Origin of the sequence: Rhizobium sp. J15 (assembly GCF_002531825.1) — a bacterium.
Classification (GTDB): domain Bacteria; phylum Pseudomonadota; class Alphaproteobacteria; order Rhizobiales; family Rhizobiaceae; genus Rhizobium.
Window position 1 is genome coordinate 33,923 of sequence record NZ_NWSX01000010.1, and the last position, 16,985, is coordinate 50,907.

General features: G+C 60.5%; 16 protein-coding genes. 3 read left to right on the top strand and 13 right to left on the bottom strand.

The window, feature by feature from the left end:
* Positions 1–13 precede the first annotated feature (13 nt).
* Positions 14–799, top strand: coding sequence for a coniferyl-alcohol dehydrogenase (locus CO670_RS11470; protein WP_097590350.1), 786 nt, complete (start codon positions 14–16; stop codon positions 797–799).
* A 23-nt stretch (positions 800–822) separates the two neighbouring features.
* Complete coding sequence (locus tag CO670_RS11475; RefSeq protein ID WP_097590351.1) at positions 823–2,268, top strand: aldehyde dehydrogenase; 1,446 nt, start codon at positions 823–825, stop codon at positions 2,266–2,268.
* 50 nt (positions 2,269–2,318) lie between these two features.
* Here CO670_RS11475 and CO670_RS11480 read toward each other — a convergent pair whose 3' ends face one another.
* Positions 2,319–2,747, bottom strand: coding sequence for a chemotaxis protein (locus CO670_RS11480; protein WP_245425792.1), 429 nt, complete (start codon positions 2,745–2,747; stop codon positions 2,319–2,321).
* A gap of 512 nt (positions 2,748–3,259) precedes the next feature.
* Between CO670_RS11480 and CO670_RS11485 the strand changes: the two genes are divergently transcribed.
* A complete protein-coding gene (locus tag CO670_RS11485) occupies positions 3,260–3,829 on the top strand; it encodes a hypothetical protein (RefSeq protein ID WP_097590353.1) in 570 nt (189 codons plus the stop codon).
* A 51-nt stretch (positions 3,830–3,880) separates the two neighbouring features.
* Here the strand turns inward: CO670_RS11485 and CO670_RS11490 are convergent, their stop codons facing one another.
* The 12 genes from CO670_RS11490 to CO670_RS11545 all read right to left on the bottom strand — a co-directional run bounded on the left by CO670_RS11490 (position 3,881) and on the right by CO670_RS11545 (position 16,982).
* On the bottom strand, positions 3,881–5,059 hold the full coding sequence (locus CO670_RS11490) for a hypothetical protein (RefSeq protein WP_097590457.1): 1,179 nt from the start codon (positions 5,057–5,059) through the stop codon (positions 3,881–3,883).
* A 28-nt stretch (positions 5,060–5,087) separates the two neighbouring features.
* Positions 5,088–5,765: a GAD-like domain-containing protein gene (locus tag CO670_RS11495; protein ID WP_097590354.1), complete on the bottom strand. Its 678-nt coding sequence runs from the start codon at positions 5,763–5,765 to the stop codon at positions 5,088–5,090.
* 17 nt (positions 5,766–5,782) lie between these two features.
* The gene (locus tag CO670_RS11500) at positions 5,783–6,493 is read right to left on the bottom strand and encodes a GAD-like domain-containing protein (protein ID WP_176538921.1); all 711 of its coding nucleotides are present in this window, start codon (positions 6,491–6,493) and stop codon (positions 5,783–5,785) included.
* A gap of 213 nt (positions 6,494–6,706) precedes the next feature.
* Complete coding sequence (locus tag CO670_RS11505) at positions 6,707–7,450, bottom strand: GAD-like domain-containing protein (protein WP_176538922.1); 744 nt, start codon at positions 7,448–7,450, stop codon at positions 6,707–6,709.
* 79 nt (positions 7,451–7,529) lie between these two features.
* On the bottom strand, positions 7,530–8,264 hold the full coding sequence (locus CO670_RS11510; protein ID WP_097590357.1) for a GAD-like domain-containing protein: 735 nt from the start codon (positions 8,262–8,264) through the stop codon (positions 7,530–7,532).
* 48 nt (positions 8,265–8,312) lie between these two features.
* Positions 8,313–9,425 carry a hypothetical protein gene (locus tag CO670_RS11515; RefSeq protein ID WP_097590358.1) on the bottom strand — a complete coding sequence of 371 codons (1,113 nt, stop codon included), beginning with the start codon at positions 9,423–9,425 and terminating at the stop codon, positions 8,313–8,315.
* On the bottom strand, positions 9,425–10,933 hold the full coding sequence (locus CO670_RS11520; protein WP_097590359.1) for a DUF4150 domain-containing protein: 1,509 nt from the start codon (positions 10,931–10,933) through the stop codon (positions 9,425–9,427). Before CO670_RS11520 ends, CO670_RS11515 begins: the two co-directional genes overlap by 1 nt.
* Entirely contained in the window at positions 10,930–12,036 is a 1,107-nt protein-coding gene (locus CO670_RS11525; RefSeq protein WP_097590360.1) for a DUF2169 domain-containing protein, read from the bottom strand. The genes CO670_RS11520 and CO670_RS11525 overlap by 4 nt, the downstream gene beginning before the upstream one ends.
* Before the next feature lie 13 nt (positions 12,037–12,049).
* On the bottom strand, positions 12,050–14,314 hold the full coding sequence (gene tssI, locus CO670_RS11530) for a type VI secretion system tip protein TssI/VgrG (RefSeq protein WP_097590361.1): 2,265 nt from the start codon (positions 14,312–14,314) through the stop codon (positions 12,050–12,052).
* Positions 14,315–14,343: 29 nt separating this feature from the next.
* On the bottom strand, positions 14,344–15,267 hold the full coding sequence (locus tag CO670_RS11535) for a hypothetical protein (RefSeq protein WP_245425795.1): 924 nt from the start codon (positions 15,265–15,267) through the stop codon (positions 14,344–14,346).
* Positions 15,268–15,277: 10 nt separating this feature from the next.
* The gene (locus tag CO670_RS11540; protein ID WP_097590459.1) at positions 15,278–16,354 is read right to left on the bottom strand and encodes a hypothetical protein; all 1,077 of its coding nucleotides are present in this window, start codon (positions 16,352–16,354) and stop codon (positions 15,278–15,280) included.
* A gap of 151 nt (positions 16,355–16,505) precedes the next feature.
* A complete protein-coding gene (locus CO670_RS11545) occupies positions 16,506–16,982 on the bottom strand; it encodes a type VI secretion system tube protein Hcp (protein WP_009990920.1) in 477 nt (158 codons plus the stop codon).
* Between the last annotated feature and the right edge of the window lie 3 nt (positions 16,983–16,985).

Below are 16,985 nucleotides of genomic sequence, written 5' to 3' on the forward strand. Positions count from 1 at the left end.
AAAGGTGACATTCATGCTTTTTGGTAAAACGATCCTGGTAACCGGCGTGGCCTCCGGCATCGGTGCGCGCACGGCGGAACTGGCGGGCCAGATGGGCGCCGAGGTCATCGGCATCGACGTGCGCGAACCCGCCCATGGAAACGCCGCCTTCATCCGGGGCGATCTGTCCACGCCATCGGGCGTTGCCGAGATCGTCGCACAGCTGCCCTCGCGCCTCGATGCGCTCGCCAATGTCGCCGGCCTTTCCGGCAATACCGGCGTCGTCTCGACGCTCGCCGTCAATTTCTACGGCCTTCGCGCCCTGTCGGAAGCGGTGGCACCGCGCCTGCGCGAAGGCGGCGCCATCGTCAATGTCGCGTCGATCGCCGGCTATGGCTGGCGCGCCAATCTCGAGCGGGCGAAGTCGCTTACCTCAATCGAAGGCTTCCCCGACGTGGCGGCGGTCGCTGGCGAATATCGCCTCAAGAATGAGGAGGGCTATCCGCTTTCCAAAGAACTGCTCCTGCTCTGGACCATGCGCGCGGCGCACCAGCCGCTGTTCAAGGCGCGCGGCATCCGCGTCAATGCGGTGAGCCCCGGGCCGGTGGAAACGCCGATCCTCAAACAGTTTCGCGCCGTGCTCGGCGATGCGAGAGTCGACAGCGACATCACCCGCGTCGGCCGCGCCGGCACCGCCGCCGATATCGCGCCCGCCGTGCTCTTTCTCTGCTCGGATGGCGCGCGCTGGATCAACGGCACCAACCTTGCCGCCGACGGCGGCCTCGAAGCATCCATCAATGCCGAGGTTCTCGGCTTCTAATTCTGTTTCTGAGGAGATCCCCGATGAATATTTCCCTGCTCATAAACGGCGCGGACCGCGCGGCCTCCGGCGGCCGGACCTATAACCGCCTCGACCCCTTCACCGAGAAGCTCGCAAGCCGCGCCGCTGCCGCAAGCCTGGAAGATGTCGCCGCCGCCGTCGACGCCGCTTCCGCCGCCTTCGTCAGTTGGTCGAAGACAGGCCCCGGCCAGCGCCGCGCCATCCTGATGAAGGCTGCCGATATCATGGATTCCAAGGTGAGCGAGTTCACCCGGCTGATGATCGAGGAGACCGGCGCCACCGCGCCCTGGGCCGGCTTCAACGTCATGCTCGCCGCCAATATCCTGCGCGAGGCCGGCGCCATGGCGACGCAGATTTCAGGCGAGATCATTCCCTCCGACAAGCCGGGCACGCTCGCCATGGGCGTTCGCCAGGCCGCCGGCGTGTGCCTGGCGATCGCGCCCTGGAATGCGCCCGTCATTCTCGCCACCCGCGCCATCGCCATGCCGATCGCCTGCGGCAACACAGTCATCCTCAAGGCATCCGAGCAATGCCCCGGCACCCACCGGCTGATCGCCACGGCGCTGACCGAAGCAGGCCTTCCCGCCGGCGTCATCAATGTTCTCACCAACGCACCGGAGGATGCGCCTGAAATCGTCGCCGCGCTGATCGCCCATCCCGCCGTCAAGCGCGTCAATTTCACCGGCTCGACCAAGGTCGGCAAGATCATTGCGGAGACCTGCGGCAAATATCTCAAGCCTGCCCTCCTCGAACTCGGCGGCAAGGCGCCGCTCGTCATTCTCGACGACGCCGATATCGACGGCGCCGTCAATGCCGCCATTTTCGGCGCCTTCATGCATCAGGGCCAGATCTGCATGTCGACGGAGCGGATCATCGTCGACGAGACAATCGCCGATCAGTTCGTCGCCAAACTCGCCGCCCGCGCTAGCCAACTGCCGGCCGGCGACCCGCGCGGCCATGTCGTGCTCGGTTCGCTGATCAGCCTCGACGCCGCGAAGAAAATGGAAGAGCTGATCGCCGATGCGACGGCCAAGGGCGCAAAACTCGTGGCCGGCGGCAAGCGCTCGGGCACCGTGGTCGAGGCGACGCTGCTCGATCACGTCACACCTGACATGCGCGTTTATGCGGAAGAATCCTTCGGCCCGGTCAAGCCGATCATTCGCGTCTCCGGCGAGGAGGAAGCGATCCGTATCGCCAACGACACCGAATACGGCCTGTCGGCGGCCGTCTTCAGCCGCGACGTGCAACGGGCGATGGCGGTCGCGGCGCGGATCGAATCCGGCATCTGCCACATCAACGGTCCGACACTGCATGACGAGGCGCAGATGCCCTTCGGCGGCGTCAAAGGCAGCGGCTACGGCCGCTTCGGCGGCAAGGCGGCGATCACAGAATTCACCGACCTGCGCTGGATCACGGTGGAGGATTCCGCCCAGCACTATCCCTTCTGAGGGAAGCGCCACCGCGCCGCAACGGTTATTCCGTTGCGGCGCGGGCCCTCTCAGACCGAGAAGCGGGCCAGCGCCTCGGCAAGCTTCAGCCAGAGATCATGGGGCGGCGAAGGAATCGGCCGCGAATCCTCGTCGGAGGCCCTGACTTCGTAAGCGAGCTCGGTCGAGCCGGAGCCGGCCAGCATCCGGCGGAATTTCGTGGCCCTGTCCGTGAACCGATCCGAACCTCGTTCCCCCAACACCTTGCGGATCGTCACCAAAGCCAGATTGAAGTTCTTCTGCAGTTGCCCAAATGCGCCGCGATGTTTGTCCCGCATGCCTGCATGGAGATCCCCGTGAGCGAGAGCGGCCATCGCCGCGTTGAAATCGCAGAGGTTGTCGTCGATCGACGCAATCAGCTCATTGAGAACAGCTGCCGAGCGGCGAAGATCCGCATCCGCATAGTCGGCGCTCATGCGCGCCGTCAGATCACCGCTCATGACGGCAGGCACCAAGGCCGCGATTTCAGCGCAGAATCTGGCTTTCTGATCCGGATCTGCGACCAGATCCGAGGTCATATCCCGCCCTCGGCCATTCGTTGTCTCGACCATGCGCAATAGGCCCTAGAGCAAAGCACCGTTGCCGCGAGAGTCGCAGCAAAGCATGAGAGCAAAACCGCTATGAACCATATCGTATTTCCATATGCCTGCCGACCTATCGCGCCTGTGCCACATTCGAGCGAGCCGGATCGCACGGGTGGCGGAAACCGGCCTCATCCAAGGCGGTAACGTTTAAGGAAATCCTTCGCCGCTTCCGCAGCCGCCGGTTTTTCGCGCAGATCGGATAGTCCCTGCGTATTTTGATCGTAATCGAGCGGTGGATACGTGCGGAGATCCGCATTTCTCCCGCGCTGGTCGGTTGAAGCACGCGGCGCGGCAATATATTCCCCGGCCGGTAGAAACCCAGCGCCGCCGATGGCGGGCTTTGACAGCTTTCTTGAGGTCGAGAATAGATGAAAACGCCGCAGCGGAAATTCGTCGTCGAATTCAAGTCGGGACGGCGACAACCAAAGGCGCGGACGACCTCGATCTGGGGCGACACGGATTTCAAGGCCCTGGCCCGCGAAGTGCAGGACCAGTCACCGCATCCGTTCAACGCGGCCGAATCGGCCGCCGAAAGTCGCGACACCTTGCCCGAGCCGCTGAACCAACATCCTATCGGCCAGATCGATGCGAAGGCCGCGGGAGCGGCGCCACCAGAAACGGCGCAACAGCAGGCCGCCATCCCGATTGCCGAAGCCATCGTGCCGGCGCAGGAGGGCCAGCCGGCATTGCAGCCTGCGGCGGCGGCGAAGCGCGCGCCGCGTAAATATTCGAAGACCAAGCCGGCCGCCCCGGTCGCACTCGCTGTGATCGCCGAGGCGAACCCGCGTCCGCATTTTGAAGCGGAAGACGCTCCGGGTTCCAAACAGGATATCGCCTTCCTCGAAGCGGAAAACAAGCGCCTCAAAAGGCTGCGGGCCGAACAGCTCCACGCCGAAAATCTTCAGCTAAGGACGATGCTCGCCCGCTTCGAGAGCTAAGCGCGCCGGCTACGCCGTCAGCCGAAGACTGTTCAAGATGCGCGGCGGCGTTCAGCTCTCAAGCCATTGGGCGAGAAGCTTGGCCGCCGCCCGCTTGCGGCCGACGCGAATATCGGCGGCGCCGGTGTCGAAATCCAGGCCGTTTTCCTCACGCAGCTTTCTCAGCCATGCCGGAAAGGCATGAAGGTTTCCGCGCCCGAGAACGGGAAAACCGAGCTCGTTCCGGTAGCTCTTCTTTTCGCTTTCCGAAAACTCCCCGCGTTCGGCCAGCCGCGCGGTCAGCTCCCATTCCCAGTCCGGGTTCGGCCGGATCTGCAACCGTGCGACATTCCTGGCAATCAACGGATGATCCGCTGTGCCGCGCAGCGGGATGGCGACATGAATTTCCCAGTCCTCGTCGTCCTCAAACGGCAGGCCCAGCCGCTGCGCCAGCGCGACGGTCTCCGTGGCGTTGCGGCGCGCAAGCTCGATCTCCCTGAGCTGCTGCGCCAGCGAGCGGAACCGCTCTTCGTCGGCCTCGATATCCGGCAGGACCGCTTCGACATAGCGGTGCAGTATCGCCAGCTGCTCGACGCGCCGCATGAGGACATATTCGCCCTCCAGCATATCCGCGAGCAGATGGGCGCGGGTCGCCTTGTTGAGCAGGCAGATGAACACCATGCCCCAGAAGCGGAGATTGGTGACGTTGTAGCTATCTTCGCCGTAGCGCCTGTCGTGGCGGTAGCCGAGATGCCTGAAAACCTCGAGGATACGTGCCGCCTCGTCGGCAAATGGAGCAAACTTCGCCTTCTTGTCGCGCTGGGCGGGCAGCGTCGTGTAAACGCCGACCTGCGTGATGAGTTTGAGCCGCGCCTTCAGCGCCTTGGCCGACACCGTCTCGCCGCTCGGCAGCGCACCCGTATCGTCGAAACCGAAGACGAACAGCAGCTTATGCCGCCGCGACATCTGGATAACACCGCCAAGATCGAGAAACGGCAGCATGCGCCTGTAGGCCTCGATCAAGAGCGGCATCTCCTTCTCGCCGACCAAAGGCAGACCGCCGGCGACGCGCATGAAATGGAAATAGAAATCGACCTGCTCACCCGCATCGAGCAACCCGGACGCTTTGGCCGCCAGCGGCCCGATCCGATGATGATTTGCCGGCCAGAACTTCCCCTGACGCCGCTCGGCAAAGGCCTGGTTCTCGTCAGCGATGAATGTGCGCAGGAGGTTTGCGTCGGCGGTTGTCATGATCAAGTACCTGAAATTTGTTCGTTCGTCATTCTGCGCCAACTTCGCGGACCGCCGCGACACTAGCTGTGGCGGAATTATAAAGGGTGAAGCAAGTCGCTTGAGCCGCAATCGTCATGGCCGCGAGCGCAGCTGCCGGGCGGAGATTGTCGACGGTGATCGGCCCGCCAAGGGCCGGATGAAGTTTGGGCGCGTAGATTTGCCCCACGTTCAGTTCGCCATGCGCGAGCAGCAGCCGCTTGAACATCGGCTTTCCCCGCTCGTCCGGCGTGTCGTATGACTCTGCATCTACACTGCCGATCACGATGCCCAACGTGATTTTGGGATCCATATCGGGCTCAGGTGAAAACAGTTCAGGGCAATGCACCCTTCCATAAAGCATGTTGATTTCAACAACTTTATAGTCCTCGTTCCAGGCAACCAATTCCCCGAAAGCCGAGAAACCGAGCGCGTGCGTTCGTTCCGGCTTCAGATCGCGATCACCATCGAGAACCAGTGCCAGCACGGATTTATATTCATCCGGATTGCAGAACTGGAAATAGCCCTCGAGCCACTTTCCAGCGGAATGAAGGCTCATGAAGTCAAGAAAACTATCCGGAATGTGGCTACGGAAAGAATCCAGGGTGGCGAACGGCAACCGAAATCCGTCCTGCGGCTCACCAAATTTCCTCAAAGCATTTTGATAGGTGATGAAAAGGTCGGCCATCGCTTCTACCCCCTCAGTTATCTCGGCGATCCAATCTCGCGCACGCGTTCGAGCCGCCCGTAAGGATTATTTGGATCGTTTGTATCGAGGATGTAACGTTCCATCCCTATACGGACAAATTGGTTCAGCATCAGAAGATGCTCGATGATCGGCGTTTTCACGATTGTTTCAGGAGTTCCTTGTCCGCCGAGGGCAAATGCGGGCGAATAGCCGTAGATTTCTCCGGGCTTCAGGGGTCCGAGAGCAGTCAATGCCCATTCGAAATCGTTCAGGTCCTGTTCGGCAAAGTACGTCCGTTCCTCTTTTGCAAGACTGATCGAGTTGGCGACATAGCAATCATCCGTCCAACGTTCACCGGTATCGGGTCGCTGTTCACCCTGTTGAGAGCTGAACACCGGATTGTAGGCGGCGATATCAAGCGTGATGATCTTTGTGTCATTACGCCAGCCATACAGTTTTCCAAAAGCATCGTATTTGAAGATAACGAAATCGGCTGGTGCGTATTCCGGGTCATTCTGGAAGACGTCCTTGAGTAGCCCATCGAAAGCCCGCGGGTCCGAGACCCAGAAATATCCATCCTGGAAAGAGCACCACCCGACCTCGGCCCAGAACTCCAGAAGTCCGCCGGGCACACGTCCGCGATAGGCTTCGATGACATCGTGGGGCATTGGCGTGACGTCAGAGGGCTGGCCTGCTTTCGATAGGATCTCGGCAAAGTCCTGTTGCATCCTCGTCCTCATGCGGTTGCCCTGTCGTCCAGGGGCTTGGATAATCTGGTTCACCGACGTAATTATCGCGTGGGATGCTCATGCCCGTCCCTCACTCGGGCGAGCATGAAGTGCCGCTTCGACTTGAACCTGCGTCGACGTCAGCGATGTTTCACGTGCTCCGGAAGGGGAACGCACGTCTGCGATGCTGCAGCAACCGCAAGTCGGCACAAACTACCGGACGGCACCCGCGGGGATCGTTTGAGATACAATTTGTTGCTGTCCTCCGACTTCAACTGCGAATGAATAATAAATCTCATCGGGCACGCGCGAGACGGCCTCGGAAATTTTCAGCTTCTGGTAATGATCAGCCGTATTTCGTGCCGCATTCCTGTCTCGGAAATAGATCTCGTTCTGCGAAAGCTCACCCAGGCTCCGACGGAGCTGCGGTGTGAGGGCTTTACCGCTGCCGTCATAAATCGCCTTGTGCGAATCTGCGCTCGTTGCCCCCAGCAATATGTTCCAGACGTCCTCCGGCGTAGACCTTGCCTCCAGAAACAGCTCGACCGCGTTGTGGGGCATGTCCACACCGGCCGCGCGATAGATCTCCTCCAGATCATAGGGCGGGGGATCGGTGCGGCTTCTGCTCGTCAAATCCATCAGCAGCGCGACATCGAGCGAGAAAGTGAAATGTCGTCCTGCTCTATGCCAAAGATTGACGGTTCCGAGGCTCGAATATCCGAAGGCGGAAAGTTCATCAGCATTCAATTCCGGCACATTGGCGAGCATCTGGGGGAAGAAGCCATCAAAAAGTGCAGGCGTGCACAGCCAATAATTCCTGTTTGCATAGTACCCCACGCCATGTTGCACCCAGAACTCTATCAGGTCCTCTGGAACGCGCCCGACGGCACTGTCCGCTTCGACCTCGGAAATTCTTCGTGCCTCGCGCGGCTTGCCTCGTGCCTCAAGAAACTCCACTGCGGTAATTCGCATCTCAAACCGTGATCGGAAAATGAACCAATACTCTCTGCCTCGTCGGAATCTACCAGCCGCGACCTCATCGGCTCTGTGGCCCGATCGTTCGGCGCGGCGTCACTGTACCAAAACCGCCTTCTCCTTCAGCGGGCGGTGCATAGTCGTAATAGGTTGGCGGTTCCATTGAAGCCAAAAAGACCAGATGCTCGACCAATGGCATCTTCTGAAGATTCTTCAGAATATTGCGGCCGCCCAGATTAAGCGCAGGCGCAAAGCCGTAAATTTCTCCCCATGTGAGAGGCCCCAGAGTTTCCAAAGCTCGAGGCATCATGTTTTTCCGGTTTTCATCCTCCCATGGTGGCGTGGCCGATGAGAAACGCCCTGAAAAACACAGCCCCAGCATAACTTCGTCGGTCCATTCACGCTGGTTTTCCTCATCATACTCGCGAGGATCAACACTAACCTTGTTCATCAGGAGGTGCAGCCTGATCATGGCGTCGCCATACCAGATATCGATTTCCCCAAAGGCGGTGTAGCCGAAGGCATACATCTTTTCGGGATCGAGCTCCGGATCGCCGCGAAAGACATAGTCCAGCACCGGCTTGGGCAAGGATGGATCGCAAAGCCAATACTGACCGTTGGACCAGCTGCACCAGCCATGATCTGCCCAGAAACGGAGAAGAAAATCCGGCAACTTGCCGCGGTAGGCCTCTATCTCAGCTCCGCTCGGGCGGGTGATGTTGTCGATCTTGTAAGCCGAGAGGAACTCGTCGAACCACTTGATCTCGAAGATATTGTAGTTTGATTTTTCAGCCACGTCCTACGTTTTCGGAAAGCACCTTGTGTGGAAATGAGTGCCTTCGCCCTATTGCTTGGCAGGCAAGCCTTTGAACTCACGTTGCAAAAGTGACGGTGGGATCCGATACCAGTTCCAGAATTGCCCGTCCCATCTGCTCACTCCATGCTTTCGGTCAAAATAGATCAGCGTGTTGTCGAAAGCTTGGATTTTTAGGGGGGCGGGAACGTTACGGTTTATGGCTGCCGAATTTAGTTTTGGTTTCACGATGCTGAGCTTGTGACCATCAAACCGCCGAAGACCATCGTCTGTCGCTATCAACAGCTCGGAACGATACCATGCGGCGTCGAATAACGTTTCCGTATCCCCGCGAAACCCCACTTTCTCAAATCCCCCTTCTATGGTTCCCTTCAGTATCAAACCTGCCACGCCCAAAAGCCAGATGCGTTGCTCCGGATCGCGATATAGCCCCTTGATCACGCAATCTTCAGGGACTGACAATCGTGAGAGCTCACCATCCAGATAACGGTAAGCCCGTTGCACGCGTGGCTTCGTACTGCGCTCCGACCGTTGCTCCTTCATCATCTTTAAGAACTGCTCCGGGCTGACATTTTCCCAGCTCTTGGGATCAAGTTGCGTAGCGTTCGGCGCAGAATAAGGTCTTTGAAAACTTTCGATGACGAGCGAACCGTTCAAGGCAAGCGCCTTTCCGAAATGTTCGGCCTCATAACCGTCCTCCCGGAATCGATCCGCGGAAAGCCGTTGCCACGCTCCTAGACTCTCTCTGCGATAGAGTTGGCGGCTATCCCCGACGACATATTGATTATGTCCATCGATAACCAACGCGTGGACTGCCCCAAAACCCTCGGCGTCGTCACTGAGAACTCCCGCTCCGGGAATCTTCGATCGCTCCACCTGTTCGTCTTTCAGGACATAGACGTCGCCCTCGTTGCTGAGCGCTACAGGTATCGAGCCATCCAGAGCTTCGACTTCCATATAGCCGATATCGACGATCTCACGCTCGACATCCGTTCTGCTCCACGGCTGAGAAAACCTTCCATCATAGGAAATGATCGCAGTAAATGGATCGTCATATTCCAGCTCACCAACACATATTGTGAAGCGGTCCGCGTCAAATGCCGCGGCGGCTTGAATTGTCGCCTTCCAGTCACTGCCTATCATCAATAATGTCCCCTTCTAAGAACAGTTTCGGCATCGCCGGACGGAAGTGGTCGTTCTTTCGTTCGCCCAGGAGCTGCAAATCCTGTTTTTGATGCCACCTGGCCTGTTGCCATGGCGGCAGCTAATGCTTTGCATTCTTCGGGCAAATCCGGGATGTCTTCAATAACCTTGATACTTTCAGCCAATATTGCTCCCATAGGCGCGGTGCCCGATACGGGGCTTGCGAGGTCCAACAACCGTTGCCGGAGCACGCCGTGCAATCCTTCGCTATCGCTCCCATGCTGCCGGCTTAGCAGACAAATCGACATCCCTTGGTTAAGTGTCGGCGCGTTCGGGATACGATTCTCTGTTGAATTATATTCGGATTTAGCAGGTCGCCGCCCCAGCCGATAAGCCATGTCAGGAACAATATGGTGAGCATTGCCCCGGCATATCGGCTCGATCTCCTCATAGGAACCAACGATGCATCGGCGTTGGGAGCCTTCCTCGTCAATGCGCGCACCCTCTGTCTGTGGTAATGGTTGGGGTTGCTGCCTTTCCTCTACTTGCTGCTGCCTCCGGCGGCGGGCATTCTCTGCCCGCTCTGATTGGAACCACTTCTGAATATCATCAACGTCGACGCCCTGCTCCTGGAGTTCCCGTGATTTCCGGAAGAGCACACGTTCGAAATCATCTTGCGGCATCTCATCGTACCACGGCATTGCCGTCGAGGTTGGCCACATGCCCTCGATAAACGCTCCGATACCAGTCATTGCCCTACCAAATCGGCCGAGCCTCCCGACCCATTTGCCAACTTTGATCGATGGCCGGGGCGGAGGCCTATTCCACTGGGGAACATTCGGCCGGATGACCTGCCCCGGGGGTCGCGGCACCGGGGCAGGTCGTACCGGCACAGGGACCGTTTGAGGCACCGTTGCCGGTGCCGCCTGAGCATATTGCGCACCCATGATCAGCGGCTCGGGCGAGGCATCGCTTATCACACGGCCTTCGTCTGAACTGGCACCATTCGAGCGCAGCGATCCCCGAACCGGATCATCGTCTTCCGGCGGAGCGTATGTCTGTGTCCCGCGCACGAAGATCGCTTCACCCTGTGTATTCCGATTGTTCATCCAAAAGCGGTCGAGATGACGGATAACGTGTGAGCCTTCGGCGCGTACCTGCTCGGCATGACCAATCGGCTCGCAAATATTCTCAACGGTGCCGGATTTGAAACCCTTTTTTGTTCCCGGGGCGTCACCGTGGACGTGGGTCGTGCAGGAGCGCATGACCATCGCCTTCTTGCCGGTGAAGCGGACGGATGGCGTATAATCTTTGTCGTGCCCGCAATAGTCGACGATCGGGTACGGGATGGGGACGGCGGACGAGCCTACCGGAGTCAGGCAGACATCCGGCGACAGCGAAACGACCCGCGCCTCGTCCAAGTCGCGCAATCCCTCTCGCGGTTGTTTCGTCGTCCAGGGGCTTGGATAATCGGGCTCGCCGACATAGTTGTCGCGCGGGATGCTCATGCCGCTACCCCGCCAGGAGCATCGGCCTCGACGTTGAGCCGTACCCGCGTCAGCGTCAGCTCGGTTCCGAGAGCCTCCGCAAGCGAAAAGCGGGCTCGCCAGGTCAGCATCACTCGCTCGTCGTCTCGCCAGTCGAAATGCACGCCGTCGAGCGACAGCACGTGCCATTCGTCGCGATCACGGCGGACACATCGTACCCCCAGCGTTATTCCCGGCAGCCGTCCTGCGGCGCGCGCAAAGCGCGGGTGCAGATCATCCAACTGATAATCCTCGTCACCGGCCAGATGCGGAACGGCAACGAGATCCGGGTGAGCGCTTTGCCAAAAACGCGGATCGAAATCCTTCGGCAGAAGGGGATGACGCTCGTTGAGCCAGACATCGTCATAGGTGCCGGCATGTTGCTGGCGGGACCGCCACCATGGGGACACGAGACCCAACCCCTGCGGCTCGACCGACTCCCGCCAGTTCAGCTTTTCGCCAGGCAAGGTTATTTGCGGCGCGGCGACAGGCGCGTGATCTGGAGGCATATCGAGATTGACGATGCCGCAACCGAGGGGATTGCGGGCTTCGACATCGGCCGGCGTTTCGGTCTCCGGTTCGCCGGTGCCGGGAATTCGACCGCCATAGGCCTTGCTCCAGCACATCGGCACCTGGGATACCGGCTCGGCTTCACTCAGTTGCCAGTCCGCCAGCACGCGCTTTGCTTCCGTTGCCGAAAAGCCGGCCCATTTTCCCTTGATAACAGGGCGCCAAAAACGCGTGCCATGGACCTCAAGCTTTTTGGACAACTTTCCGACGCGCAGGCCGACCTGCCATGAAAGCGCCGGTGCGTCGTCCGGCGCATAAGCATTGCCGAGGAAGGTGATGTCGGTCCCGGTCTTCTCTGGCGTGAGATCGGTTTGGCGCAACAGAGGGCCGGCATGGGGATCGCCGTCATAGGCGTCCTCCCATTGGAAATCTTCCTGTTTCGCAGCGATAGCGAGAGCCTCGCCCTGACGATGAACAAACGTTCCACGAACCGACACGACGCAATCCAGATCTCCGTTCGCATCGAACTGCCGGAAAGCCATGGCTGGGAAAGGAAGCCGATTGACCAGTTCCAAGCGGATGTCCTCCTCAGTTCAGGTCGATCGGCTTGCCGCGCATCTGGTAGTGTTCGGTCGCAACGAAGTTGAAGGTCTTGCCGAGGATGATCACTTCGCCATTGGCTTTCATGATGAATTTGGAATCGCCGCATTCGATGACGAATTCCTCGCCGACCGCGATCTTCTTGAACTTGCCGACGCTCTCCAGCGAGGTCTGGCCGACATTGGTGACCTTGCTCATGCCGATCTGCTCGGCCCGCGCTATGCCGATCGTGTCGGATTTGAAGGCGCCGACGATCGTGTTCATGATGCCTGGCATCGGGAAAAGGCCCGAAGCCGCATCGCCGACGCCCGTGCCGGAGCCGGCGAGCGCCGTGCCCGCATCTGCTCTTGGCGACGGTCCTGACACCACGCCCTCGCGGCTGCCCAGTCCGCCGGCGCCGAGAAAGCCGAGCGCCGAAGACGCAACGGTGCCGGCGAAGGCCGCAAGTCCGGCCCCGCCGCCGCCTGCAATTTGCCCGGCCTGCGCCAGGAGCCCCGCAGTATGTCCGGAGAGCCCGCTGACCGCCCCCATCAACGCCATCGCCATCGGCCCCGTCCCGCCGACGACCGTGTTCACCGAACCGCCGATCTCGTGCTTCTGATTGCCGCTCACTTCCACCGCGCGGTTGCCGCCGATGGCCGAGACCTCGTGGCGGTCGACGCGTTTGGTGCGGTCGTTCAGCACGCGCGTCGTCTGGTCCTTCTGAGCGTGGAAGAACATGTTCTCCTGGCCGGCCTCGTCCTCGAAGGTCATTTCGTTGAAGCCGGTGCCCTTGTGCGTGTTGGAGCGCATGACCATGCGGGTCTTGTTGGCCGGCAGATCGTATGGAACCGTGTTGGAGGGATTGGGCACCACGCCTGTCACCAGCGGCCGGTCGGGATCGCCGTCGACGAAGGCGACCATCACCTCCATGCCGATGCGCGGAATGACCTGTGCGCCCCAGGTGCCGCCGCCCCAGACCTGGCTGACGCGCACCCAGCAGGTGTCGGAACCGTCCTTCTTGGCCTTGCGGTCCCAGGGGAACCACAGCTTGATGCGGCCGTACTGGTCGGGGTGGATCTCCTCGCCGGCGGGACCGGCGACGATCGCCACCTGCGTGCCTTCGATGCGCGGCCGCTTCGTCTCACGATGCGGCGTCATCGGCACCCGCGACGGCACCGCCTCGAAGGTGTTGGTATATTCCGGCTCGTTGCTGTTGGTCTCGTAGGAGCGGTCGACGACGGTATGGGTCGCCTTCACCACCACATGCTCGTCATACACGTGATCGGGATGGGCGACTTCATAAGGCGTGAAGCGGCGCCCTGCCTCCAGTATGCGGGATGTGGAATCGCCGAAGACCCGGTCGTGATCGGCTTCGGAGGCCTGCATCCTGAGTTTTTCGGCCCGCTCCGCCTCGGCGACGGAGGAAATGCGCGCCGGATATTCGTAGAGTTCGCGCTTGGTCGCTTCCGGCATCTGCACGAGCGACGGCGTCATGGTGCCGGGCACCATGCGCGGGGTTTCGAAATTCCAGTCGGCGCCGGCGCGCTGCCCCGGCACATAGGAATAGCGCCGGCTCCACTCGGTGATGTGGTTGCGATCGGCGGAACCCTGCGCCAGGCGGACCCGCGCCTCGCCCTGCGCCGAGGGCGACGGGCCGAGCCAGGATTGGGCGCTGTCGGCCACATGCAGCTTGTGTTTGCCGTCCTCGTGCGAGAACCAGTAAAACAGGCCGTCTTCCTCGAAGCGGCGGGTGAGATAGGCAAGGTCCGTCTCGTTCCACTGCACCGAATAATGCTGCGGCGGCGGTGGCGTGATTACGCCCGACGTATCGGGCGCCGGAATGCCGTGCTCGGAAAACAGCGTCTCGACGATGTCGACGGAGGTCTTGTCCATCCAGATGCGGCAGTCGGAACGGCGCGACAAGAGCCACATTTGCGGCCTCAGCACCATGGAATAGGAGCGCAGGCCGCGGGTGATCGGCGGCCCCTCGTTGAGCTCGGTCACCAGGCCGTTGAACGGCCGGCGCACGCCGCCTTCGCCATCGCCCTGCTGCACCTCCACGGAGACGTCCATCAGCCGGCCGATCAGTTCCTCCGGTTTGACGGACGGCTTCTTGGCGCGCGCCGAAACCTTGATTTCGAAGAGCGAAGAAATGCCTTCTTCGATCGTCACCCGCTCCGGCAGAATCTGGTCCTCGCCGAGCGGCGAGACGATCTTCAGAATACGGTTCGCCTGGATGAAATCGGCGGCGAGGGATTGCAAATCGTCCATAACGTCACGTTCCGTCTTGGAAAGCCGAATTACTGCTGTTGCGGCCGGGGATGGGTCTTCAGATAATCCGCCAGCGCCTGGAAATATTGCCCCAGCATCTCGCCATTGGCCTGGTCGGACACCCGCCTGTAACTTTCGACGAGCGCGTCGCGCTTGGCCTTTCCGCCCGGGCTCTCATAGAAATCCGTCAGCACCGACAGGTCTTCCGGCGGCAGGGTGGCCAGCACGAAGGTCAGCCGCGCCTTTTCGTCCGCCCGCGCCATGTCCTTGGGAAGCGGCTTTTCGTTTTCGCTTCTCGCACGCAGCGACGCGATCACGCCCTTCATCTCGGATTGCAGCTTGTCCTGCGGAACCGACGTCAGTTTTGCGGCATCGGCGCTGGAAAGGGCCTCCAGCGACAGATACATGGCCTGCGAGGTGACCGCGCTTTCCACGGCAAGATCCGGGCCAGCCATCAGATCGGCAAGCGCTTTGATAGCGGGGCCTTTGTCGGGGTCGGCAAGGCGTGTTTCGATCTCCTTCGCGGCTGCCTGATCCTGCGCCTGATACATGCGCGCGACCTTTGCCTGCCCCTCTTGCCATGCCGCGGCCGCTTTGGCGAAAGCCTTGGGATCTGCGGCATCGTCGCCAGCCGCAGCGACGGCTTTCGAAATTTCGGCAAACATGCCGTCGGTGTCGAAGGAAGACCGCGCAGCGGTCTCGAGCAGCGGCTGCGCATCGGATGTGGGAACGCTCCGGTCGGCGGCCGCCTTGGCGACGCTTTCGACGGCGCCCGGCGTGGCGGAAAGGCGCGAGGACACCGCTTCGATCTCAAGCAGGGAGTGATCGGTGGAACCGGATGCGCCGACCATGGCGGCAGCGCTCGCGACCATGACACCCGCGAAAGCGGCCACAACCAGCGGCCAGCGCATGCGCCCCATCAATCCCTGCTTGAGAACACCGGTCAACAGCATCGGCACCGCCTTAGATCATCCTGACATCGGTGAGCTGCTTCGGCCGCGCATCGGCGGAAAGCCGGTTGATGATCTGCTCCGCCTTCACCATCTGGGCGCTGCTTGTGGGGTCCATGAACAGCTTTTCGGCAAAATTCTGCTCCGGATAGAAGGAAGAATTGCCGGTGAGACGGCTGAGCGTGTTGATGCGTTCGCGCACGACCGATCCGATATTGTCGTATTCCACACGCTGACCGGGATCGTAGGGCTGGAAGGGCCGGCCCGTCAGGCGCGGCGAAATGGATTTCGGATAATCGGCCGCCGAAGGCAGCTGCGGGATGGCCTTCTTGCTGTATTCGACGTCGCGGCCGATGCCGCCAACGGTGCCGCCGGTGGAAGGCGCATAGGTCACGAGCTTGTCGGAATCCAGAACCGCGCTCATGTAGAACAGCAGCTCCATCTTCTGGGAGAGGCGGTTTTCGTCCACGCGCCTGCTTTCGGGCGGATTGCAGAACGGCGTCTGGCCGACCAGATCGGCAAGCCTGGATTTGCCAGCTTCGCTGATCGTGTTGTCATGCTGCACGCCCCTGATGAATTCATGCACGCAGACGTGGTTGATGGCGATGAAATCGTCGATCCGCGTCTTGAAATTCAGGGCAGTCGGCGCGGAGGCGACCGGCGCGCTGCTCGTCAGTTTTTCCGCTGCGCTGGTCACCTGCTTGTTGGCGAGCTTCTTGGCTTCGTCGAGGACGCCGCCGAGCGCAAACATCACCACCTTGCTGTTGGCGGCGGCGTGCATGACGTTGAAGGTGCGGTTGAGGTTGTTGTTGCAGATCACGCTCAGCGCGGCGCGGCCGGCCAGCACGCGCACCGAGGTCGTCGCGAAGGCCGCCATCATGATGCTGCCCGTCAGGATCGAAGCGGAAAACACGAAGAGCTCGGCCAGCATCCGGTCGCGGGCTTCCTGGGCCTTTGTGGTTTTCTGAAAATTGTCGATGGCGAGATCGTAGGCCCTGACATAGGGGCTGGAAACGTTCGTCTCCCATTGGGACTTGTACTTGGGCAGTTCTACCAGAATATCGTTCAAACGCTCAGTTGCAGCCGACACGATCATCTCCATTGTCAAAGCGCGAGGATGTCTCTCAACTCATCTGCGGAAACAGCATGTTTCAGCGCCTTCCCCGAGGGCGGGGAAGGCAGCCGGAAACATGGAGTTGCAGTGCCGGCGGCAAGGCCGGCACTGCCGATGGCGAGAGGCTTTAAGCGGCCTTGGTGGTGGCGAGATCGTAGGAGGCGATCATCGGCGACTGCGGCGAGTGCTTGTCGTCGTAAGGCGTGTACTTCACTTCCATCTTGGTGAAGTTCAGCTTGATCGTCTCGACCGGGCGGTCACCGTTGGAATCGATCGAGTAGCTGGCAATCAGCGTGTTCTCGAGCGAATATTCGATATAGGTGTCGCCGGGATTGCCCGTGGTGACGAGATGGATGACGGAGCGCTTGCCGGTGCGGCCCGAGCAGGCCTCCTGGAAGAGCTTGGTCGACGAGGAGTCGCTGACCTTGGTGAGGATCACTTCCGAAACGGTCGGCTCGGAAGCTTCGCGGTTCGCGGCCGAACCAGCGGAGGTGTTCATGTTGCGGGAAACGTTCCAGTGAATGGCTTCGATGTCCATCCACTTGCGATGCTGCTCGTGAGTCGCATCACCCTGGATACCGTCGATTTGAAGATAAATCGGCATTCT